Here is a 21,786-nt window from a genome sequence, read left to right on the forward strand (position 1 = left end):
AAAGAGATGCATCGTTTAGAAGCGTTAAAAGAAATTGCTGAGTTACTGAATGAAGCGACAAACTTACAGGAAATGTTAGAAAAAGTGTTACATACATTATTACAAGTTATGAATTTACAAACAGGGTGGATATTCTTTATTGATGAAAGTGGAAAGCATCGTATGCTTGTAGACCAAAACTTACCACCAGCTCTTACGTGGCAAGAAAAGAAGCCGATGTGTGAAGGAGATTGTTGGTGTGTAGAACGTTTTGTGAATGGAAGATTGGAAAAAGCGACAAATATTATTGAATGTAAACGAATAGAGGATGCGATTGAATGTAATTGGGGAGAGACCGAAGATGTTACACATCATGCGACAATCCCACTAAGATCTGGATCAGAGAAATTTGGTCTATTAAATGTTGCCTCGCCTCATAAAACACATTTTTCTGAGGAAGAGTTAGCGTTATTAGAAGCGATTGCATTTCAAATTGGAACGACAATACAACGTATTCAATTAGTTGAGAAAGAACGGAAATATGTAGTTGTAGCTGAAAGAAACCGATTGGCTCGTGATTTACATGATTCCGTTAAACAATTGTTATTTTCAATTATGCTAACAGCGAAAGGAACTCTAAATATGACGAAGGATAGAGACTTACAAGAGATGTTAAGTTATATTGGAGAATTATCACAGGAAGCATTACAAGAGATGACGCTTTTGATTTGGCAATTAAGGCCTGAAGGATTAGAGAAAGGTTTAGCAGAAGCGATACAAAATTACGGAAAACTGTTAGGGATTCAAGTGGAGGTTCGAATTGATGGAATGGTTTTAATTGAAGATGAAATAGAAGAAGTTTTATGGCGTATAAGCCAAGAGGCATTACATAATTGTAAAAAGCATGCTTCGTGTGAAAAAGTATGTGTTCATTTAAGGATTGAAGATAATAAGCTGCACTTTTACATAGAAGATAACGGAATTGGATTTATACAGGATCAAGTAAGAGAGTCCGCACTTGGTTTGAAAAGTATGAAAGAACGAATTGAATTAATGAGGGGGATTTTTCGAATAAAAGCAGAACCAGAAAAGGGGACGAAGATAGAAATTCAATTACCAGTTTGAGAGGGAGAACGTCTGTGAAAATTAAATTATTACTTGTAGAAGATCATCATATTGTTCGAAGGGGACTTGTATTTTTTTTGAAGACGAGAGAAGAATTTGAAATTATCGGGGAAGCAGAAAATGGTGAAGAAGCATTAACATTCGTCCAAACAGAAAGGCCAGATGTAGTATTAATGGATTTATCAATGCCGAAAATGGATGGTATTGAAGCGACAAAACGTATAAAACAATACGATGAGACGATAAAGATACTTATGCTCAGTAGTTTTGCAGAACAAGATTATGTTTTACCAGCAATAGAAGCTGGAGCAGATGGTTATCAATTAAAAGAAGTGCAGCCAGATCAACTTGTTGCGTCAATTGTTGCGGTATATCAAGGAAATGCAAATTTTCACCCAAAAGTAACACCTGCACTATTAGGACGGTCAGCAGTCAAGAAAGAAAGAGAGAATCCTTTTTCTATGTTAACGAAAAGGGAGCAAGAAGTACTTCGTGAAATTGCGAAAGGAAGAAGCAATAAGGAGATTGCAGCGGAGCTTCATATTACAGAACAAACGGTGAAAACACACGTTTCTAACGTATTGGCTAAATTAGAAGTAGATGATCGTACACAAGCTGCATTATACGCAGTAAAGCATGGGGAAAACTAGAAATAAGTATGAATAATTGTGTCATATGTTACGGTAGAATACATAGGAGCAAATAAAATGTATAGTGATGCGCTAAATAAAGTTGTTTCTTCTTTCGATTATTAGGTACAATAAAGTGAAACTTTAATCAGTGGGGGGCATCCCCACTGATTATAAGCCCGCACCAATCGGGTTTTTACGGGCAGTTGATCTCCCATCTAACTCCCTTGCATTCATCGAATTTTGAGGAGGGAGTCTAACTGCCCGTTAATACGGGATAAAGCTACTATGGAAGGGGAAGATACGATATGCCTGGTACAAAAAGCGGGATTGGAAAGATTCAGGCTTCGTTAAATGGTTTATCACCGAAATTACGAAGTATTGCCGAACATATTTTGAAACATCCACAAGATGTTGTACATAAATCGATTACGGAGTTAGCTGAAGTTACGAATAGTTCTGAAGCAACGATATTCCGCTTATGCAAACACCTAGGTTTTCAAGGGTTTCAAGACCTGAAAATTACATTAGCTCGTGAAATTGTACATACCCCGATGCAAAATATTCATGAGGAAGTATCGGTAGAAGATAATATGGTCACTGTTGCTAAAAAAGTTTTTCATTCACATATTACAGGACTGCAAGATACATTACATTTGTTAAATGATAACGCGTTGGAACAGGCAGTAAGTGCGCTAAATGAAGCGAAACGAATTGAGTTTTATGGAAATGGTGGTTCGGGTATTATTGCGATGGATGCTTATCATAAGTTTATGAGAACGGGTATTTCTTGTATTGCTCATACGGATTCACATTTTCAAATTATGGGAGCTGGCTTGCTGACAAAAGAAGCGGTGGTCATTGCAATTTCTCATTCGGGTAGTAATAAAGGATTGCTTGAAGCATTAGAAGTAGCGAAAGCAAGAGGGGCTCGCATTATTGCGATTACGAGCTATCAAAAATCGGCATTAAGCCAACTTGCTCATATAACGCTATATACTTCGACGCGTGAGACGGAATTTCGTACAGAAGCAAGTTCGTCACGATTAGCACAGCTTAGTTTATTAGATACTTTGTATGTGGGATTGTCATTGCAGCGACAAGAGGAAACACTACAAAATTTACAAAGTATACGTGAAACAATTTCGATGAAGCGAATATAAAAAGCTCTTCAAATGAAGAGCTTTTTATATTGGCGAGTAGTCTGTTGATATACCCTCTAGATCTACTTGTTCTAAGTGTCTATAGAAATATACCACTTACCTATAGTAATAATCTCTCATCTTTTAGACCATTCATTTTTTAACCTCGATATTTTGCATATGAAATTTAACACATAGCTTGATACATCAAAATACGTATTGGGTAATAATTCAAATATTGTTCAATATTTTACAATGAGCTTATGAATTTCCATGTTATGATGAACTTGTAATGATGATTGAACACTTAAATTTGGTACAATAATTAGCCAAAATAGTGAGGACAGTAGTTGTGAGATAAACTCATTAAAACTCTAAAACACTAAAGGGGAGATCACATATGAAAGCAGTAGTAGTTAATAAAAACAGCAAAGCAAACATTGAAGTTATTGAAAAGGAATTACGTCCGTTACACTCGGGTGAAGCGCTAGTAGATGTAGAGTATTGTGGAGTTTGCCACACTGATTTACACGTTGCGAATCATGATTTTGGAAACACAGATGGCCGCATCCTTGGTCATGAGGGTGTAGGTATTGTTACGAAACTTGCTGATGATGTTACTTCACTAAAGATAGGTGACCGTGTAAGTATTGCATGGATGTTCCAATCTTGTGGACGTTGTGAATATTGCGTAACGGGTAGAGAAACATTCTGCCGTGAAGTGAAAAATGCTGGTTATTCAGTAGATGGTGGTATGGCTGAACAATGTATTGTTACAGCTGATTATGCGGTGAAAGTACCAGAAGGATTAGACCCTGCTCAAGCATCATCAATCACATGTGCGGGCGTAACTACATATAAAGCTATAAAAGTATCAGACATTAAACCTGGTCAACCTATCGTAATCTATGGTTGTGGTGGATTAGGTAACCTAGCTATTCAATATGCTAAAAACGTATTTGGTGCAAAGGTAATTGCAGTTGATATTAATGACGATAAATTAGCCTTAGCAAAAGAGGTTGGTGCTGATATGACTATCAATCCAATTACTCAAGGCCCTGCTGATAAGATTGTTCAAGAGGCGTTTGGTGGCGCTTATGCTGCTGTAGTAACAGCAGTTTCTAAAGTAGCATTCAACTCAGCAGTTGATGCAGTACGTGCTTGTGGTAAAGTCGTTGCAGTAGGTTTACCAGTAGAAACTATGGATTTGAACATTCCGCGACTTGTACTAGATGGAATTGAAGTAGTTGGCTCTCTAGTCGGTACTCGTAAGGATCTAGAAGAGGCATTTATGTTCGGTGCAGAAGGAAAAGTAGTGCCGGTTGTTCAAACTTGTTCTTTAGATAAAGTGCAAAATGTATTCGAAGAAATGGAACAAGGTAGAATTCAAGGGCGTATGGTAATCGATTTTAAACAGCATAATTGTGATTGTAAATAATTCATTTTAAATATAAAAAGCATGAGTCTAGCAAAGGACATGTAAAAAAGTTAGACGGCATCCAGAAGATGATCCCTGTTGAATACAGGGATCATCTTCTTTATATTCCACTAATATCAATGCCGATTAATGAGAAATGATTAAAGGTTCAATTTATCCCGCTATTTGCCGGGCAGTAAGCCCCCCACTTCAAAATTCGGTGAAAGCAAAGAAGTTAGGTGGGGAATCAACTGCCCGTAAAAGCCCGATTGGTGAGGGCTAATAATCAGTGGGGGATGAAGAAAACCCCCACTGATTAAAGTTTCACTTTATTTGCAAACGAAAAAGAATCTTTATTTTTAACAAATTTTTTATGATCTGGAACGGTTTGAATGGCTACAACTTGCGAATCTCTTGCTTTCAATGCATCTTGTATCCCGATGGTCATAAGCTTAATAAAAAGAATCGTAATAAAGAATGAAACGAGAGTATAAAAAATAATCCACCATGAAAGATTCATTTCATAACGATTTAATCCAATAAGGCCTGCCCAATCATTAGATAGAGAAACAGGTTTGGGCACTCCGTCATAGAGTTCTCGCATTTGTATCCCGCCAATTACAATGTCAAGCAACGCTAAATGGATAACGAGTATGAGTGCTTGAACGATATGTTCCATGAATAATACAAATAAGCGATCAAGTAATAAGACTCGTAAGTGTTTTTTGATGATATGAAAACGACTAGCCCCCAGCAATTGGGAACTTAAAATGTAATCTTGTTTCATAAATTCATCAACCTCTGAGGATATATATAAAGAAAGTGTAGGCAGAGCGACGAAAATAAGTACGAGTACTTGATAAAACATAAATGAAATATTTGGGTCTAATCTATCAGCGTTTGAGGTGATTACAATATTAACGGGCGTGATGAGTATAAATGCGATAAATAAAGTTGGAATATAATAAAAAACTTCTGAGCATGACTGGAAAAATCTCTTGAATTTTGGAGCATATAAACTTAAGAGGATTCCTATACATGTTCCGAATAAAATTCGAAAGAAGCTAATTGCCACGGCTAATAAAATAGTGAATTTTGCTCCTTCTACAATTTGTAAGAAAACAGACTCTCCAAAACGATCAGATCCAAAAGGTGGCATTAATGATGGTGGAAAGGGAGCCTTTCCAAGTAATTCGTTATTGTCATTGTAAAGTAACTGAGGAGGTTTTGGGATGTTATCTTTAAAGAACCAACTATAAATAAAACTAGCTGAAACAAGTATGAATAAATAAGTAAAGCCGATTAAAAAGCGTTTTGATTTCCAAATAGATTTCATAGAGCTGCTCCTTTCAATTGCTTTTGCCATCTATTCATCATGAGAGAGATTATTTGAAAAATGGAATAAAACGGTAAGATAATCATGACAAGTATGATAAATGCAGCTGGAGGTGAAATAAACGCCTTCTTAAATAAAAATTGAATAATGCCTTGCATATTAAAAACAAATTCTAAAATGAATAAGTTAGAAAGTAAGAAAACAAAAATCGTTTTTAAATGGTGGAAAAAGTGGATAGATATATTTTTGAATAAATGAATGCATAGTATATAACTTGATGAAAGGCCTTTTCCATATGCAACCTCTACGTAATGTTTTCCATGTTCTTCTTTTATGTATAACACCATCATCCGAAACATTTGTAATGTAGGTAAGACAGCTAAAGATAAAATAGGGAGTAAATAAGCTCGATTTTCATTAAAAGAAATAATGGTGAAAGGAGCTTCCCCGAATTTCTGAAGTACCCATATGAAAAATATTTGCAAACAAATCATCATCATCATATCAGGGACAGCTTCTAATATGAACACAATTCGGTTTATCCATTTTTTGATATAATCTTTTGCTAAAAAATAAAAAAATGCCATGCTAGATGATATAAAGAGCGCAAGCAAAAAGGCTACAAATAATACAGTAAATGAATATAGGTAAGGTTCTAAAACAGTTGGAAATAATGGTATTTTTTTGAAACTACCAAATTTCGGGTCTGATCCTATAACCACTAATGATTCAGGGGAGAAAACCTGTTTTAACATAGTAACGATCTGATTAAAAAAATAAATGGGTTGAAAGGTGAATCCTTGTTGAGTGATAAATAAATAAGGTAAATTTAATAATAGTAAGAGTGATAAAAGAATTGATGAAAGCTTAATTGTGAATTGAGATATTTTATTTAACATTAAATCCCTCCGACATCTTTTTACAATATTAAACAATAAAGTTTAAAGATATTGTTTTATTTTTCTGAAAAATATAAATACTATTAGATTTTATAGTATGGAGCATATATTTACAAGGTAAAAAAGTGATAGTAGTGAGCCGGGCTCTATGTCCATCAAGATCAAAGGAAGAGTGAAATTAAAACAATAAAAAGAGCAAAATGCACAGAATTCCTATTGTGGAGGTAGTTGCTTTTCTTAGCTTGATGGCTATGTTACGTGACCGATAAAAATGAATATGGCTTTTCAACTTCTTTTTCATGCAAATGTGTAGAACGTATTGAAGGACCATGTATGTGTTGTTAATGAAAGAAAAAGATTGTGTTGCGTAACGAATATAACGCAACTCTACCAAGTGGAAAATCTAAATTTAGTATGTAATTGAAATGGAAGGAGGGGATTTATTTTTCGTTATGAAAAAAATTTTCTTTTTAAACCTTGATTAAAGAAAAAATTTTTTATATACTAATTCATGTAAACGGTTTACTAGATCGTATTTTGCTAGAAATGAAGGGAAGATTCGTATGGAAACAAGGGGGAGAGTAATCGGGATTGATATCGGTACCACAAGTACAAAAACGGTTGTGTTCACAGAAAAAGGAAAAGTCGTTGCATCACATGCAGTTGATTATCCAATTATTCAACCGAATGTCGGATGGGCTGAGCAGGATCCAGATGTAATATGTGCTGCTGTATATAAAACTGTAAGCGTTGCCATTGAAAGAAGTAACGTGTTACCAGAAGATATTTCTTCAATCGGTATTAGTACTGCAATGCACGCCTTAATTGCAGTAGATGAAAACGGTGCGCCGTTAACGCGCTCTATTATTTGGGCAGATAATAGAAGTACGAAACAGTCAGAAAAATTATTACAACATATGAATGGGCATGACATATATAGACGAACGGGTACACCAATTCATCCGATGTCGCCGCTTTCTAAATTATTGTGGATGAAAGAGGAAGAGCCAGAATTATATGCGAGTGCTTATAAATTTATTTCCATTAAAGAGTATGTTATTTATCAACTGTTTTCGCGTTACGTAGTGGATTATTCGATAGCATCAGCTACTGGGTTATTTAATTTAGAAACATTAAACTGGGATGAAGATGTTTTAACTATGTTAAATATGTCACCAGAACAATTATCAACACCTGTACCAACTACATATATTTTATCGGGAATGAAGCCGGAATTAGCACAAAAAATGGGTATTAGTGAGGATACTCCGGTTGTTATTGGTGCAAGTGATGGTGTTCTTGCAAATGTAGGTGTCGGTGCAATATCGACTGGCTCAGCTGCAATTACGATTGGAACAAGTGGAGCGGTTCGAACAATTTCATCAAGTGTTAATACAGATGAAAAAGGAAGAACGTTTTGTTATGCATTAACAGAAGAGCACTGGGTAATCGGTGGACCGACGAATAATGGCGGGATTTTATTAAGATGGCTACGTGATGAATTTGGTAGTCCAGAGCAAGAAGTTGCAAAGAAGCTTGGGATTGATCCTTATGATTTATTGATTAAATATGCAGAAAGTGTACCAGCTGGAGCAGATGGATTACTATTTTTACCGTTTCTATCTGGAGAACGTGCACCCTACTGGAATGCAAATGCTCGTGGTACATTCTTCGGAATTAACCTTCAGCATAAACGTGAACATTTCATACGTGCTGTCATGGAAGGGGTTTGTATGAGTGTGTATTCAGTTGCACTTGCCATTCGTGATTGTACGGGGCCACTTTCTGAAATACGTGTTTCAGGAGGCTTTGCAAAGTCTGCGTTTTGGAGACAAATGTTATCTGACATGATGGGGAAAGAATTGCTTGTTCCAGAAAGTCATGAAGCATCTGCGCTTGGGGCAGCGGCACTTGCTTTGTATGCAATTGGGAAAATTGATTCTCTTGAAGAGGTGAAGGATTGGATTGATATTGTCCATCACCATGTACCGAATAAAGAAAATACGGCTTTATATTTAGAGATGTTTTATATGTATGAACGACTTTACAATCGCTTGAAAGAAGAATTTGATTGTATAGCTGCTTTCCAACGTAAACAATAGGGGGATTGGGAGAAATGGTAGTTGGGATTGTACTAGCGGCTGTTGTCATATTACTTTTACTAATTACGGTAGTAAAATGGCATCCATTTGTCGCGTTAATTTTAACAGCAATCGGAGTTGGGCTAGCAATGGGGATGCCCTTAATTGGAACTTCACCACAACATCCGGGGATTATCGATTCTATTAAATTAGGTCTTGGTAATACGTTAGGGTTTTTGGCAATTGTTTTAGCTTTAGGAACAATGCTTGGAAAAATGATGGCTGAGTCTGGCGGTGCTGAACGAATTGCAAACACATTAATTGGACGTTTTGGGAAAAAGCGTGTTCACTGGGCAATGATGTTCGTTGCATTTTTAGTAGGGATTCCGGTGTTTTTCCAGGTTGGATTTGTACTATTAATTCCGTTAGTATTTACAATTGCGTTAGAAACAGGGGTATCACTTATTACAATCGGTATTCCGCTAGTAGCAGGCCTTTCGGTTGTACACGGACTTGTTCCACCGCATCCAGCAGCAATGGCAGCGGTAGGTATATTTAAAGCAGATGTAGGGAAGACAATTTTATATGCATTAATTGTCGGACTTCCAACTGCAATAATTTCAGGTCCGCTTTACGGGAAATGGATCGGTGCTCGTATACATAAAGAAGTACCATTAGAGATAGCGGAGCAATTTATTGAAAGAGATAAGAAGAAGGAACTTCCTAGTTTCGGAAATACATTGTTTACTATTTTACTTCCAGTATTTCTTATGCTAGGTGCATCCATTGCGGAAGTAGCGTTAAGCAAAACAAGTCAACTTGCACAAATATTGCACTTTATTGGAGATCCAATAGTCGCATTATTAATTGCAACGATATATTCTTTCTTTAGTCTTGGTTATGCAAAAGGTTTCTCAAAAGATAAAGTATTACAATTTACAAATGATTGCTTAGGACCTATTGCGAACATCCTGTTAGTTATTGGTGCAGGCGGCGCCTTTAATAAAGTATTGTTAGATTCTGGAATAGGAACGACAATCGCAGAAATGGCGAAAGAATCTCATATTTCACCGATATTATTAGGTTGGGGAATTGCAGCACTTATCCGAATCGCGACTGGATCTGCTACAGTTTCTATGATGACAGCAGCTGGAATTGTAGCGCCAATTGCAGCAAGTACACCGGGTGTAAATGTTGAACTACTAGCACTTGCAACAGGAGCAGGATCATTAATATTATCACATGTGAACGATTCTGGATTTTGGATGATTAAAGAGTATTTCGGAATGACTGTGAAAGAAACATTATTAACATGGACTGCAATGGAGACAATACTATCTGTTGTAGCACTGGGACTAATTTCGTTATTAAATATATTTGTATAGAATGGGAGATTGATTAATATGAAACTAGGTTTAATTGGATTAGGAAAAATGGGATTCCCATTAGCTGAACACTTACATGAAGACAAGCATGAAGTAGTTGTATACGATGTAAATAATGAGCTTGTTGAAAAGGCAGGAAAACTAGGGATTACTGCACGTCATACATTAAAAGAAATGATCGCTGAACTAGAAGCACCTCGTACAATTTGGGTAATGGTACCTGCAGGAGAAGTTGTTGAGTCAGTACTAAAAGAGGTATATCCATTATTAGAGGAAGGCGATATCGTTATTGAAGGTGGAAATTCATTCTATAAAGATACGTTGCGTCGTGCTGAAGAAGCGAAAAGCTTTGGCTTACATTACGTAGATATCGGTACATCAGGCGGTGTGGAAGGAGCTAGATACGGTGCGTGCTTAATGGTTGGTGGAGAAAAAGAAATTTATGATCAACTAGAACCTTTATTTAAAGACTTAGCAGTAGAAAATGGTTATTCATATGCGGGCCGCGTTGGTAGTGGGCATTTCTTAAAAATGGTTCATAACGGTATTGAATATGGAATGATGCAAGCAATCGCTGAAGGATTTGAAGTACTAGATAAAAGTGATTTTGATTTCAATTATGAAGATGTTGCAAAAGTATGGGCGAACGGATCGGTTATCCGTGGTTGGTTAATGGACTTAACTGAAAAAGCATTTGCAGATGATCCAAAACTTGATGGCATTAAAGGTGTAATGAACTCTTCAGGAGAAGGGAAATGGACTGTTGAAACTGCGCTTGAATTACAAGCAGCGGCACCAGTTATCGCAATGTCATTATTTATGCGCTACCGTTCACAAGAAGATGATACATTCCACGGAAAAGTGGTTTCTGCACTTCGTAATCAATTCGGTGGACATGAGGTTGTGAAAAAATAGGAAATATTAGTTTTGTGAAACTCATACGAAAGTATGAGTTCTTTTTTATTTCTCATACTATTTAATGAAAGTTTTTCCCTCTTTTTACTGTGTTTTGTATAGAAATTTCTGATAATATATAAATATAACTTGAAAACAAAGGGGAGAAATAATTATGAAACTAGTCGTTATTAACGGTACACCAAGAAAATTCGGTAGAACTCGCGTTGTGGCAAAATACATTGCAGAGCAATTTGAAGGGGAGTTATACGATTTAGCAGTAGCGGAATTACCTTTATATAATGGAGAAGAATCACAACGTGAATTGGAGGCAGTAAAAAAATTAAAAGCTTTAGTGAAAGCTGCGGATGGAGTAGTACTATGTACACCAGAATATCATAATGCGATGAGTGGAGCACTGAAAAATTCATTAGACTACTTAAGTAGCAGTGAATTCATCCATAAACCTGTCGCATTGTTAGCAGTTGCTGGAGGAGGTAAAGGGGGAATAAACGCATTAAATAGTATGCGGACTGTCGCTAGAGGCGTTTACGCAAATGCAATCCCAAAACAAGTAGTACTTGATGGATTACATGTGCAAGATGGTGAACTTGGAGAAGATGCAAAACCATTAATTCATGATTTAGTTAAAGAATTAAAAGCATATATGAGCGTATATAAAGAGGTGAAAAAACAATTAGGAGTTGAGTGATATGTCCTCTCTTTATCATGATTCTCGCTTGTATTACATTCTAGGAGCCAATAGTTTATCTGCTATTGGCTCTGGGATTGTTATGATAACGATTCCATGGCTGTTGATTAAGGAAAGTGGGGGAGAGACAACGTTTGGGTATATTTCTATCGTTGCAACTCTCATCATGTTTTTGCTAACGCCATTCATTGGGCAAAGCATAGATCGTTTTTCAAGAAAATCTTTATTGTTATGTAACGAAGGTATCGGGATAGCCATTATAGGAATGATGGCTATTTGGGGATTTGCTGGGCAATCATACAATTCTATTCATTACATTATTATTTATATAGCAGGATCTTTCTATTATCTATTATTCTATCCCACAATATTTGCATTTAACCAAGAAATATTTCAATCAGAGCATTATAAAAGTTTAAGTGGCACAATGGAAATACAAGGACAATTAACGCAAGTTATTTCAGGTGCAGCTGCTAGCTTTTTAATTGAGATTATTTCTTTGAAATGGATCTTGTTAGTGGATATGTTAACTTTTGCAGGAGCATTTTTCCTGTTCTTATGTATACCATATGTAAAGAAAAAAGAGGTAAAAGGGAAAATAACATTTAAGAAGCAATTGTTCGAAGGAATTCACTTTATGAAAAAGCGCCCTAAGTTATTTTGGTTTTTACTAGCGACTTATATGCCGTTTATCGGTGTCATGATGGCAAATTATTTAATCCCAGTATATATTTCAGATATGCTCAAAGCTAGTGCCTCTGTATACGCAATTGAAGGTATGATGTACGGTGTCGGAGCGGTTCTTGCAGGAATAAGTATTCCAATCATGATGAAATATGTCAAAACAGAAGTTTCAATCGTTATGACGATGTTCATTTATGTAATTTCAATTACCGTAATGATTATTGAGCCTTCCATTATGCTATTATATGGACTTGCAATTTTTCATGCTATTGGAAATGCTGGAACGAGGGTGGCGAGAAATGTATTAATGATGGAAGAAATCCCAAATGAAGTAATGGGACGTGTGGACAGCTTATTTCGATTAATTGGTACAGGAATTCGAATTGTATTATTAATGTTGTTTACGGCAGGCGTATCTAAAGCAGGGGTAATGATCCCGTTTTACGTACTAAGCTTTATATTGATCCTATCATTAGGGATTGCTTTTTATTATGTAATTTCAAAACGTAAAATGGAAGCGAATGTGTCTAATAAATCCATCGTTTAAAAAACACTTCTTACTCCCTTTCTTTTTCTATATAATAAAAAGAAAGGGAGTGCTAACTTATTTATGAACAAATGGATATTACTTATAATCTTATTACTACCTCCGCTATACATCATTTATATGACATTTCGAATGAATAAAGCTGCTCGTGAAACATTGAGTAATCACTCTCCATACGTTCTTATATTAGGTGCAAAGTTATTTGGAGATAGACCGTCTTTATCTCTTCAAAATCGTTTGGATGTAGCGTTGGAATATTTACATGCTCACCCTGAGGTGAAAGTAATTGTTTCAGGTGGTCAAGGGGAAGATGAAGATATACCGGAAGCTCACAGTATGAGAAACTATTTAATGGTACATGGTATAGATGAGAATCGTATTTTAATTGAAGACCGCTCTACAAATACATATGAAAATTTAAAGTTTAGTATGGATTTATATGATGTAAAGCATGCGGTAGTTGTAAGTAATACGTATCATTTATACCGAACGAAAATAATTGCCAAGCGTTTAGGGATAAAGATGGAAGCTTTGGCTGCTGAAACACCGAGGCGCTCTAAGAAAAAAGCGTATGTGCGTGAATATGCTGCAATTATGAAAACAATATTGTTCGACCGTTAGAGCTCAAATGAGAGCTCTTTTTTGTATAATAAAGCGTATCATTTGAAATGAATGCTATATTCCATCAAAATAAAGGAAACAACATGAAAGGAGTTGTGTCTGTGATTCAATTTAATCATGTGTCAAAAGCGTATGAAGATGGCACAAAAGCAGTGGATTCATTGCATTTAGAAATTAAAAAAGGAGAATTTTTTGTTCTCATTGGTCCGAGTGGTTGCGGGAAAACAACGACAATGAAAATGATTAACCGTTTAATTGAAACGACGGAAGGATCAATTTTAATCGATGGAAAAGATATTCAACAATATAACATAAACGAACTACGTTGGAATATAGGGTACGTGTTGCAGCAGATTGCGCTGTTTCCACATATGACAATTGCTGAAAATATTGCAGTTGTCCCTGAAATGAGAAAATGGACCAAAAAGGAAATAAAAGCACGTGTCGATGACTTACTACAGATGGTTGGGCTCGATCCAGATGTATATCGTGATCGTATGCCAGATGAATTGTCGGGAGGACAGAAACAACGTGTTGGTGTCGTACGGGCATTAGCCGCAAACCCGAAAATTGTACTTATGGACGAACCATTTAGTGCGTTAGATCCGTTAAGTAGGGAGCAGCTCCAGAAGGATATCGTACAACTGCAAAAAAAGATTCAAAAAACAATCGTGTTCGTAACGCACGATATGCAAGAGGCTTTATCACTTGGTGATCGTATTTGTGTAATGAAAGAAGGGAAAGTTGTTCAATTAGATACACCAGAAGGAATTATACATAACCCGAAAAATGAGTTTGTAGAGGAGTTCATTGGAAATCGTGGACGACCTTGGTATGAGGGGAAGAGTATAGAAGAGGTATTGCCGCTAGACGATGGTATACGAGTTGAAGGGAATGCTTTATCTTTACATTCGTCATTACAAGAAGCACTAGTCCGCTTACAAACTGAAGAGTCAGTGCCGGTTGAAGAGCATGGTCAATATGTTGGAGCGTTAACAAGTCGTCATATTGTCAATTACATTGTTGAACAAATGAAGGAAAGAGGCTAAACAGTGACTGATTTTATTCAAACCTTCCAAGAACGAAAAGTAGAATTGCTAAGTGCATTAAGTGAGCATTTACAAATATCGCTTATTTCACTATTTTTTGCAGTAATTATTGCGGTGCCTCTTGGCATTTTATTAACGAGAAAAGAACGGATGGCTGAATTTATAATAGGGACTTCTGCTGTTATGCAGACTGTGCCATCACTTGCATTACTTGGACTTTTAATTCCATTAGTAGGAATCGGTAAACTTCCAGCCATTATCGCATTAGTTGTGTATGCACTATTACCTATTTTACGAAATACATATACAGGAATACGAGAATTAGATGAATCACTTATAGAAGCGGCGAGAGCTATGGGAATGAATAGCTGGAGAAGGTTATGGAAGGTGGAGCTTCCTCTCGCGTTGCCAATTATTATGGCGGGTATTCGTACAGCAATGGTATTAATTGTTGGAACGGCTACATTAGCTGCTTTAATAGGTGCAGGTGGGCTTGGTAAACTTATATTACTAGGTATCGATCGAAATGACCATGCGCTTATCATTTTAGGGGCCGTACCAGCCGCGCTACTCGCTTTATTCTTTGATGTAGTACTTCGCACACTCGAGAGCCCAAGACGCTCTTCTAAGCGCGTTATATTGACAATATGTATTGTTGTCGTAATGATTGCTTCGCCATTTCTTTGGAATACACAAAAGAACGATATAGTTATTGCTGGCAAACTTGGATCTGAACCAGAAATTTTAATTCAAATGTACAAGCAGCTAATTGAACAGGATACAGATTTACACGTAGAATTAAAACCAGGTCTTGGGAAAACAGCATTTGTATTTGAAGCGTTAAAATCAGGTGAAGTAGATATATACCCAGAATTTTCAGGTACAGCTTTATCTACTTTCGTGAAAGAAGAACCGAAAAGTACAAATCGTGATGAAGTATATGAACAAGCTCGCATGGGAATGGAAAAGAAATATAATATGGTTATGTTAAAGCCAATGGAGTATAACAATACATACGCACTAGCCATGCCGAAAAAAATAGCAGATCAAAATAACATAAATACAATTTCTGATTTAGGAAAAATTGCACAGGAAGCTAAAGTAGGATTTACATTAGAATTTGCTGATCGTGAAGATGGTTATAAAGGAATGCAAAAATTATATAACTATAAGTTTTCAAATGTTAAAACGATGGAACCGAAACTACGCTATAGTGCAATACAATCGGGTGATGTGAACGTAATTGATGCATATTCAACTGATAGTGAATTGGAGCAATATGGACTTAAAGTGCTAAAAGATGATAAAGGATTATTCCCGCCTTATCAAGGAGCACCATTATTAAAAAAAGAGACGTTACAGAAATATCCTGAACTCGAAAAAGTATTAAATAAATTATCTGGAAAGATTACAGATGAAGAAATGCGAAAAATGAATTACGAAGTAAATGTGAATGGGAAAAGTAGTGAAGAAGTAGCAAAACAATTTTTACAAAAAGAGAATTTACTTCGTTAATTTTACAAGAAATATACAATTTTATATGTTTGAAATGACCGTTCATTACAAAATGGACGGTTTTTTTGTGCATACTTATACATTTTTTCAAAAAAGTATTCCATTTTTCTTCATTTTCTTTTAGAATAAGTAATGTTTTCCTGAAAAAATATAAGAGAAACGTCTATTAGAGAAAAAGGTGACTTTAATAGTTGAACGAGCATAACACCTAGAATGACAGATGGGGTGGTACAAATAGAAAAGAAGTTAGGATTTTTTCCGTTAATCGCATTAGTAGTTGGAACGATGGTTGGAGGCGGTGTTTTTAGTTTACCGCATGATTTAGCAGTAGGAGCAAATAGTGGTGCAACGATAATTGGTTGGTGTATTACAGCAATGGGAATGATTCCACTTGCGCTCGTATATCAAACGTTAGCAAGACAAAAACCGGAGCTTGAGGGCGGAATTTATAGTTATGCACGAGCTGGTTTCGGTGAATATATTGGTTTTAACAGTGCTTGGGGGTACTGGCTGGCAGGAATTTTAGGAAATGTCGCAACAATTATGTTGCTGTTTAGCACATTAGGTTATTTCTTCCCAATTTTTAAAGGAGGAAATAACGTTGCGTCTATCATTGGTGCATCTCTTTTATTATGGACACTACATTTTCTAATTTTATTTGGAATTCGTGAAGCTTCCATTATGAATGTTATCGCAACAGTAGGGAAATTAGTTCCAATCGTATTATTTATTGTTGTAATGGTAACAGCCTTTCGCTGGGATACATTTACGCATGATTTTTGGGGAGAAGGAACAATCTCACTTTCCGCTATCCTTGGTCAAGTGAAAAATACAATGCTTGTAACGCTATGGGTGTTCATTGGGGTTGAAGGAGCAGTTGTATTATCAGGAAGAGCTAAAAATAGCAGAGACGTTGGAAAAGCGACAGTACTTGGATTAATTTTAGTAATGTCTATTTATATTTTAATTTCTGTTCTGTCAATGGGAGCAATGACACGAGGAGAACTTTCCGTTTTAGAAACTCCGTCAATGGGACATGTATTAGAACATGTTGTTGGTCCATGGGGTGCAGTTGCGATAAACATCGGGTTAGTTGCATCACTTGTAGGTACATTAATTGGCTGGTTTTTACTTGTTTCTGAAATTTCTCACGTAGCTGGAAAAGATGGAGTGTTTCCGAAAGTCTTTACGAAAACAAATAAAAAGCAAACACCGCATATGGCATTATGGATTTCAAATGCTGTTGCCCAAGTTATTTTTATAATCGTTCTGTTTTCAGAATCGACATACCAAATTATGTATTTTATTGCATCAACATCTATATTACTGCCGTACTTATTATCAGCTTTATATCAATTGAAATTAGTCATTACGAAAGAGCTTGAAGTTGCGAGGGTGAAAAATGGCTTGTTAGCTTTAATTGCTTCTGTATATTCTGTATGGCTCATTTACGCAGCTGGTTTAAAGAATTTACTGCTTGTTTCAATTGTATATGGTATTGGGATTCTCGTGTATATGTTTGCAAGAAAAGAAAAAGGGAATCGTTGTTTTGCAGGTATTGAGAGATATGTGATGTGGGCAATTGTTATTGCGGCTATCACTTCAATTTATATGTTAATGTCAGGAAATATAAAATTGTAAAAGTCCTTTAAATTTAAAGGGCTTTTTTCTTAGTTTAGAGAATATTTAATACATAAGATATTCAGGAGGGATGAAAATGGAAGAAAAAGAACAGTTGTCTAGAATTATGGATTTAGCTAGTGATTTGAGGAAAGTATTAGTACAAGAATCTTTTTTTAATCATCATCCTGAACTTCGAGGTGTGATTGAAAATTTAGCGAGTTCTGTAGAGAATTTGGCGAGTTTGCAACAAAATAAAGATGAAAATGCCGAAGATCGATTACGGTACGTACTTGCTAAAATGAAAATTGCTCATAATGCTATTTTACAAGAAAAAAAAGCATTTCCTTCTCTTTAATATACGTTTTAATTTTGAACCTGACGGATGACGTCAGGTTTTTTATTTCTAGTTTTAGATTGTAGTTCATACACTAAGAATAGTATGAAAAAAGAAGGTGACTACGTTGAAATTACATAAAGCTCTTCATCCAAGTTTTATAAAACGAATGTATTATATGAGATTTATTGGAACGTTTGCAAAATCGGAGGGAGAGAAGAATGGAGAAAATTTCTTTGTACAATGCCTTTCTCCATTACCCTTCACTTTACAAGAGTTATTTCCGGATGGAAAATATTTATTTGAAGGATTATGCAGTAATAAAAAAAATGAAAAAATCTTTACTGATTTAAAGAAGCGTAAATTAGAAAAGCAATTGGTTATGTTTCGTCTTTATTATGATCGAGGAAATTTATTTTTGGAATTAATATGTACAGAAGAGCCTAGAGAAATAGCATCTTCATATAAATTGATTCCTTCACCAAAGGTCTCGAATTATAAAAAGAGAGCGTCTTTGGAACGTAAGTTAAGCAACGGTTATTTATCATTTCTTATGCCTAAATTACCAAAAGACTTTGAGCCTCCAGAATTATTATGGTATGAAGGAAGACTATATGGGAATTTATCGTTAAAATCATCAATAAGTTCAATTTCATATTTTGAGCAAAGAAAAGAATGCAAATATATTGAAATAAACGATTGGATGAAACATGTAGAAATAGCAGTAGATGAACATTTATATTTTGTGAGTGAGAATGTGTATGAGCAATTAAATAAACGAATTGTTGAAGAAGGTAAGTTAGTTGAAGCAGAGGATATTAAAATGCAAAAGGAGGACTGGGAATGGGATGAGCGTGAATCCTCTTTTTTGCAGTATGTACAAAGTATGGTTCGTAAAAAAGGTCTATATTTGGATGATACAGATATATATAATTTTCACATTAGTGTTAAAACCAATATGTTAACGATTGTTGGTGGTATACCAGGTGTTGGGAAATCACGCTTTGTGCAAGCATATGCAGAAGCACTTGGCTTACGTTATGGTGAAGAATTAATTTGGATTCCAATTTCACCATCGTATCAAGAACCACATGATATTCTCGGCTACCTTCATCCGAATGGTAATTTTATTGAAAGTGAAACGAAGTTAGTTCGGACATTATTGAAGGCTAAAGAAAACCCAAATCAATTGTATATAATTGTGTTTGATGAAATGAACATGTCACATATTGAGCATTGGTTTACTCCATTTCTATCCGTTCTTCAACTTGAAAAGCAAAACCGTATTTTGAATTTGTATGAGAAAGTACAAGAAATAGAAAATCAAATTCCGCCTTCAGTGGAAATTGGTGAGAATGTTATTTTCGTAGGTACTGTAAATTTTGATGAAACGACGAAAGAGCTTTCCGATCGATTATTAGATCGAACAAATTTGATTACGTTACAAAAAATTCCGTTTTGCGAGATGAGTATAGAACAAGAGAAAGTAGTTCAGCAACCCCCACTGAAAGTAACAACAGGAGAATTTCGAATTAATTGGTTTAGGAATAAAGAGATGATTGAAGTGTTTACTGAAGAGGAATTAGAGTTATTGGATAAGTTACATGATGTATTATCATCACACGATATATCAAAAGGAATTTCTTTCCGATGTGCAAACGCAATCGCTACGTATTTGCAGAATATACCGTTCCAAAATAATCAGTCCTATATGATTAGCAGGGAAGAAGGCTTTGACTTGCAAATAAAGCAACGCGTATTAACGAAATTAAGGGGGACAGAAATGACAGTGGGCTCTCTACTTTCTGAAGAAGCAAAAAGGGGAGCGATATTGATACCACTTTTACAGTCTCCGCTTGCAAATCGTGTATCTACATTTGAACATTCTTTAGCTTATATAAGACAAAAGCGTAGAGAACTGGAGTTGTATGGATATGCAAAATGAGGAGCGTTATGAAACAGCAATCGTTGATACGAAAGAAACGCTCCCGTTTGTATTGAAGCTAATCATTGGTACGGAGGGGAAAGGCGATTTTATCCTTTTAAATAGGCTCTGTACGTCTACTACAGCATTAGTTCAATGTATTTATAAGGTACAGGAATTAAAACCACTGAAATTGCATTTCCATTATCAAAATCCAATGGATATTACATTCATATGGAATAAAGTATATGAGGGACAAAAGAATATAAAAGAGTCACAATATGAATTAAATGAAAAAAAACAAAGAGTATTAGTGTATGAACATGGAAAAACTGAATTTTTTTATCCGTGGCGCTGTGGCTTATATCATTTTGAAGTGCGTATAGAAGATAAAACTTATTATGGGGCGTTTCAAGTTGTTCCTAAAAACTTTTTTGATGACCAATTTGAAATGATTCAAGATTATGTGAAGTCAATTTTAAACGAGTTAATTTTAGATAGAGGTTATTACAAGAAAACTTTCTCAGCACTGAGCGATATTGAAGATTCTTCTTATTTGGTATTGTTAAGAAAATTGCCACAAAAAATGAAAAGAATAAAACAAATTTTTAAGAAAGTAGAATCGAATGCGGAATTTGTACACGAATTTAATTGGGAAACGAAAGAGCGGAAGACAACGAGAAAAACTGCCATTATGACAGAAAGAAAGCTTTATGCGAAATATTACAACCGTAAATTTAAGGAGCAAAAAAATAGTATTGAAAATGCATTCCTTAAATTTAAAACAATACAATGCTATTATTATTTACTTGAAGCAGAAAGTTTTGTACGTAAAACGATTGAAATACTAGACGGAGAAAAGAAGAAAAAATCAGATGAATTCCAAGCTGTTAAAACAATTATGAAAACGATTGAACGAAATGGATCAGTGACGGACAGAGAAAAACAAAAATATAGAAATATACATTTACTAAAAGAAGCAGATTTACGTAAAAGTTCTGTGAAAATCCAAGAATATAAAATATTAGCTCATATCGTACATGAAAGCGTGCAATACTTTCGAAATTTATTGTATTCTCCATTTTGGAGGGAAGTTTCTGAAACAGCTAACATTAATTCGCACACTTTATCTATACCACATCAACAATTACTCCATCATTTAGAATTGTTACCGCAACAAACGGAGCAATCCCCATCTTTATTATTCGTATATAAACCAACGTTTTTAGTGTATGAGTATTACGCTTTTTTTATCGTTATTTCTATATTAGAACAAATCGGATTTGAAGATAAGAATCCTATCCGTGAACAAATACAAGAACATTTTTATTTAGACGGATTACAAGATGGAACGACTGTTATCTTGCATAGAGATAATATAAAAGTGCACGTCGCATTTAATGATCTAATTGAAACACACCCCCTTATTGCACTTAGCAAAGGAAGTAATTTTTATAATGGAGAGGACACAAAGAAGCCAGATATACGTCTAGATTGTTATGTAAAGGAAGAAGAGAAGTACGTATATAAATCATCTATAATTATTGAAGTGAAATATAGCCCTATGTATAATATTTTTCAACCTATTGGTAATACGAAAGCGACGGAGCAAATGTATAAATACTGGTCTATTAAGTATGTAGAAGAACAAAGTGGAAAACGAGTTTTTCATCGTAGGGCAATTTATGAAGTGATTTGTGTATATCCAGGGAGTCATATGCATAGTAAAAAAATAGAATCTGGTTGTGGTGTGTTTTTGCAATTATATCCGTATAAGACGAAACAAGGAGAAGAGAAGTTGGCGGGAAAGCACGGGATGATTCAAATTTTTGAAAAATGGTTAAAAAGCAATAAAATGTAAAAGAAATCCTTTTTTTATAAAGGATTTCT

18 protein-coding genes are annotated in these 21,786 nt (G+C 35.3%); 16 read left to right on the forward strand and 2 right to left on the reverse strand.

The annotated features are described in order from the left end of the window. Positions 1 to 6 precede the first annotated feature (6 nt). The 4 genes from LUS72_RS11205 to adhP all read left to right on the forward strand — a co-directional run bounded on the left by LUS72_RS11205 (position 7) and on the right by adhP (position 4,313). Positions 7 to 1,104 (forward strand): GAF domain-containing sensor histidine kinase, encoded by a 1,098-nt coding sequence (locus LUS72_RS11205; protein ID WP_240523239.1) that lies wholly within the window; start codon positions 7 to 9, stop codon positions 1,102 to 1,104. Positions 1,105 to 1,118: 14 nt separating this feature from the next. Continuing rightward, the gene (locus tag LUS72_RS11210; RefSeq protein ID WP_097831960.1) at positions 1,119 to 1,754 is read left to right on the forward strand and encodes a response regulator; all 636 of its coding nucleotides are present in this window, start codon (positions 1,119 to 1,121) and stop codon (positions 1,752 to 1,754) included. Positions 1,755 to 2,041: 287 nt separating this feature from the next. Then, a complete protein-coding gene (locus LUS72_RS11215) occupies positions 2,042 to 2,896 on the forward strand; it encodes a MurR/RpiR family transcriptional regulator (protein WP_001119626.1) in 855 nt (284 codons plus the stop codon). 379 nt (positions 2,897 to 3,275) lie between these two features. Further along, the gene (gene adhP, locus LUS72_RS11220; protein ID WP_097831961.1) at positions 3,276 to 4,313 is read left to right on the forward strand and encodes an alcohol dehydrogenase AdhP; all 1,038 of its coding nucleotides are present in this window, start codon (positions 3,276 to 3,278) and stop codon (positions 4,311 to 4,313) included. Positions 4,314 to 4,608: 295 nt separating this feature from the next. Here the strand turns inward: adhP and LUS72_RS11225 are convergent, their stop codons facing one another. Together LUS72_RS11225 and LUS72_RS11230 are read right to left on the reverse strand one after the other, a co-directional pair. Further along, positions 4,609 to 5,628, reverse strand: a complete 1,020-nt coding sequence (locus LUS72_RS11225; protein ID WP_141533556.1) for an ABC transporter permease — start codon at positions 5,626 to 5,628, stop codon at positions 4,609 to 4,611. After that, positions 5,625 to 6,527, reverse strand: coding sequence for an ABC transporter permease subunit (locus LUS72_RS11230; RefSeq protein ID WP_097831963.1), 903 nt, complete (start codon positions 6,525 to 6,527; stop codon positions 5,625 to 5,627). Before LUS72_RS11230 ends, LUS72_RS11225 begins: the two co-directional genes overlap by 4 nt. A gap of 563 nt (positions 6,528 to 7,090) precedes the next feature. On the opposite strand from LUS72_RS11230, the gene gntK reads away from it, so the two are divergent. The 12 genes from gntK to LUS72_RS11290 all read left to right on the forward strand — a co-directional run bounded on the left by gntK (position 7,091) and on the right by LUS72_RS11290 (position 21,757). Next, on the forward strand, positions 7,091 to 8,629 hold the full coding sequence (gntK, locus tag LUS72_RS11235) for a gluconokinase (protein ID WP_097831964.1): 1,539 nt from the start codon (positions 7,091 to 7,093) through the stop codon (positions 8,627 to 8,629). Between the two features lie 14 nt (positions 8,630 to 8,643). Further along, positions 8,644 to 9,993 (forward strand): GntP family permease, encoded by a 1,350-nt coding sequence (locus tag LUS72_RS11240; RefSeq protein ID WP_141533557.1) that lies wholly within the window; start codon positions 8,644 to 8,646, stop codon positions 9,991 to 9,993. A gap of 18 nt (positions 9,994 to 10,011) precedes the next feature. After that, entirely contained in the window at positions 10,012 to 10,908 is an 897-nt protein-coding gene (gene gnd / locus LUS72_RS11245; RefSeq protein ID WP_097831966.1) for a phosphogluconate dehydrogenase (NAD(+)-dependent, decarboxylating), read from the forward strand. Between the two features lie 154 nt (positions 10,909 to 11,062). Further along, positions 11,063 to 11,599: an NADPH-dependent FMN reductase gene (locus LUS72_RS11250; protein ID WP_071745885.1), complete on the forward strand. Its 537-nt coding sequence runs from the start codon at positions 11,063 to 11,065 to the stop codon at positions 11,597 to 11,599. 1 nt (position 11,600) lies between these two features. Then, the gene (locus LUS72_RS11255; protein WP_098361966.1) at positions 11,601 to 12,830 is read left to right on the forward strand and encodes an MFS transporter; all 1,230 of its coding nucleotides are present in this window, start codon (positions 11,601 to 11,603) and stop codon (positions 12,828 to 12,830) included. Positions 12,831 to 12,893: 63 nt separating this feature from the next. After that, a complete protein-coding gene (locus LUS72_RS11260) occupies positions 12,894 to 13,451 on the forward strand; it encodes a YdcF family protein (RefSeq protein WP_097831968.1) in 558 nt (185 codons plus the stop codon). 101 nt (positions 13,452 to 13,552) lie between these two features. Next, the gene (locus tag LUS72_RS11265; RefSeq protein WP_097831969.1) at positions 13,553 to 14,500 is read left to right on the forward strand and encodes an ABC transporter ATP-binding protein; all 948 of its coding nucleotides are present in this window, start codon (positions 13,553 to 13,555) and stop codon (positions 14,498 to 14,500) included. Between the two features lie 3 nt (positions 14,501 to 14,503). Next, a complete protein-coding gene (locus tag LUS72_RS11270) occupies positions 14,504 to 16,015 on the forward strand; it encodes an ABC transporter permease/substrate-binding protein (RefSeq protein WP_097831970.1) in 1,512 nt (503 codons plus the stop codon). Positions 16,016 to 16,228: 213 nt separating this feature from the next. Then, positions 16,229 to 17,656 carry an arginine-ornithine antiporter gene (arcD, locus tag LUS72_RS11275; protein WP_097831971.1) on the forward strand — a complete coding sequence of 476 codons (1,428 nt, stop codon included), beginning with the start codon at positions 16,229 to 16,231 and terminating at the stop codon, positions 17,654 to 17,656. Between the two features lie 76 nt (positions 17,657 to 17,732). Then, positions 17,733 to 17,993 (forward strand): LemA domain protein, encoded by a 261-nt coding sequence (locus LUS72_RS11280; protein WP_097831972.1) that lies wholly within the window; start codon positions 17,733 to 17,735, stop codon positions 17,991 to 17,993. A 106-nt stretch (positions 17,994 to 18,099) separates the two neighbouring features. After that, entirely contained in the window at positions 18,100 to 19,917 is a 1,818-nt protein-coding gene (locus tag LUS72_RS11285; protein ID WP_141533558.1) for an AAA family ATPase, read from the forward strand. Beyond that, on the forward strand, positions 19,907 to 21,757 hold the full coding sequence (locus LUS72_RS11290; protein WP_264448949.1) for a hypothetical protein: 1,851 nt from the start codon (positions 19,907 to 19,909) through the stop codon (positions 21,755 to 21,757). Before LUS72_RS11285 ends, LUS72_RS11290 begins: the two co-directional genes overlap by 11 nt. Positions 21,758 to 21,786: the final 29 nt, after the last annotated feature.

Source organism: Bacillus cereus (assembly GCF_025917685.1).
GTDB classification, from domain to species: Bacteria; Bacillota; Bacilli; order Bacillales; family Bacillaceae_G; genus Bacillus_A; species Bacillus_A cereus_AT.

Coding starts and splice junctions, on each gene's coding strand:
- LUS72_RS11205 (WP_240523239.1), top strand. CDS start 7: ATGCATCGTTTAGAAGCGTTAAAAGAAATTGCTGAGTTACTGAATGAA.
- gnd (WP_097831966.1), top strand. CDS start 10,012: ATGAAACTAGGTTTAATTGGATTAGGAAAAATGGGATTCCCATTAGCT.
- adhP (WP_097831961.1), top strand. CDS start 3,276: ATGAAAGCAGTAGTAGTTAATAAAAACAGCAAAGCAAACATTGAAGTT.
- LUS72_RS11240 (WP_141533557.1), top strand. CDS start 8,644: ATGGTAGTTGGGATTGTACTAGCGGCTGTTGTCATATTACTTTTACTA.
- LUS72_RS11225 (WP_141533556.1), bottom strand. CDS start 5,628: ATGAAATCTATTTGGAAATCAAAACGCTTTTTAATCGGCTTTACTTAT.
- LUS72_RS11255 (WP_098361966.1), top strand. CDS start 11,601: ATGTCCTCTCTTTATCATGATTCTCGCTTGTATTACATTCTAGGAGCC.
- LUS72_RS11290 (WP_264448949.1), top strand. CDS start 19,907: ATGCAAAATGAGGAGCGTTATGAAACAGCAATCGTTGATACGAAAGAA.
- gntK (WP_097831964.1), top strand. CDS start 7,091: ATGGAAACAAGGGGGAGAGTAATCGGGATTGATATCGGTACCACAAGT.
- arcD (WP_097831971.1), top strand. CDS start 16,229: ATGACAGATGGGGTGGTACAAATAGAAAAGAAGTTAGGATTTTTTCCG.
- LUS72_RS11260 (WP_097831968.1), top strand. CDS start 12,894: ATGAACAAATGGATATTACTTATAATCTTATTACTACCTCCGCTATAC.
- LUS72_RS11280 (WP_097831972.1), top strand. CDS start 17,733: ATGGAAGAAAAAGAACAGTTGTCTAGAATTATGGATTTAGCTAGTGAT.
- LUS72_RS11250 (WP_071745885.1), top strand. CDS start 11,063: ATGAAACTAGTCGTTATTAACGGTACACCAAGAAAATTCGGTAGAACT.
- LUS72_RS11215 (WP_001119626.1), top strand. CDS start 2,042: ATGCCTGGTACAAAAAGCGGGATTGGAAAGATTCAGGCTTCGTTAAAT.
- LUS72_RS11230 (WP_097831963.1), bottom strand. CDS start 6,527: ATGTTAAATAAAATATCTCAATTCACAATTAAGCTTTCATCAATTCTT.